The organism is Ancylobacter sp. G4_0304 (genome assembly GCF_047501495.1).
GTDB lineage: Bacteria > Pseudomonadota > Alphaproteobacteria > Rhizobiales > Xanthobacteraceae > Ancylobacter.
In genome coordinates, this window is sequence record NZ_JAZDRM010000087.1 from 1 (window position 1) to 253 (window position 253).

Consider the following 253-nt stretch of genomic DNA (forward strand, 5'->3'; position numbering starts at 1 on the left):
GCTTCTTCAACAGGATCAAGCAGATGCGCGGCCTCGCCAGCCGCTACGACCGGCGCCCAGACAACTTCCTCGCAGCCCTCAAGCTCGCTGCCGTCCGCATCTGGATCAATGCGTTATGAGTCCGCTGTGTTGATTTCCGCGAAGAACTGACCCTGGATTTCCACTGAGAATTGACCCGGGCTGATGGTGGTCGGCGGTCAGGTGGCGGTCAAGTTTCGTGGCTTCTCCCTGGTGGGTTTGGGTGGCTTTGCCG

At 60.1% G+C, this 253-nt stretch carries 1 pseudogene; it reads left to right on the plus strand.

What is annotated here, in order from left to right:
• A pseudogene (locus tag VRZ77_RS21735) lies at positions 1–119 on the plus strand (IS5/IS1182 family transposase); the annotation flags it as partial.
• Positions 120–253 lie beyond the last annotated feature (134 nt).